This window comes from Candidatus Nanopusillus massiliensis (genome assembly GCF_920984865.1).
Map to the genome: position 1 here is coordinate 467,531 of NZ_OV100765.1, position 698 is coordinate 468,228.

The 698-nt window shown below is 22.9% G+C and carries 2 protein-coding genes; both read right to left on the bottom strand.

What is annotated here, in order from left to right:
• Window positions 1–190: 190 nt before the first annotated feature.
• Window positions 191–496, bottom strand: a complete 306-nt coding sequence (locus LUA84_RS03325) for a hypothetical protein (protein WP_231434428.1) — start codon at window positions 494–496, stop codon at window positions 191–193.
• Window positions 497–691 (bottom strand): putative PEP-binding protein, encoded by a 195-nt coding sequence (locus LUA84_RS03330; protein WP_457913374.1) that lies wholly within the window; start codon window positions 689–691, stop codon window positions 497–499.
• Between the last annotated feature and the right edge of the window lie 7 nt (window positions 692–698).

The following is a 698-nucleotide window of genomic DNA, read 5'->3' on the forward strand; positions in this document are numbered from 1 at the left end:
TAGTCTATCCTTTTTAATCATTTCTAAATTTCTTATACTTTCTGATAATGTATCTNNNAAGTTACTTAAATCCCCTCCACTTCTTAAAACATTATTTATATTTGATAAAACTTCAAATATTTCTAAATTATTTNNNCTTTTTGCAGAATCATTTAATGCATCATAGAAAGTTTTTCCATATTCCATTTCATCAAATTATATACTTAATTTCTCTATTCAATCTTTTTCCATAATAATTATTTGATACACTCTTTAAAGCAACTGGCAATGGTTGTCCTATTTTTAAATAATGTGATAGATCTCTTAAAAATAATGGAAAATTATTTACCATCTCTTCATACTCTAAATATTCTTGAAGATATTTTAATGAATAAATTAAATACAATAATACAATTATTCCAATTTTAACAAATATATTAATATTTATTGGTAAGAATATGAAAAATATTGAAAAAACAGTTATTAAAGATATATATAATATGTCCTTTTTATTCATTTATAATTTTCTTATTTTGTCCAATAAAAGCTTTTTCTCCATCCTTGTTACNGTTTCTCTTACCAATTCTATTGCATCAACATTTACTGATATAGAATCTATACCGAGTTTTACCAATAGTTCTGCATAATCTAATGTAGAACCAGCTTGTCCACATAATGATGTATATACTCCATATTTTCTACATATTTTTATTACCCTT

Coding starts and splice junctions, on each gene's coding strand:
- LUA84_RS03325 (WP_231434428.1), bottom strand. CDS start 496: ATGAATAAAAAGGACATATTATATATATCTTTAATAACTGTTTTTTCA.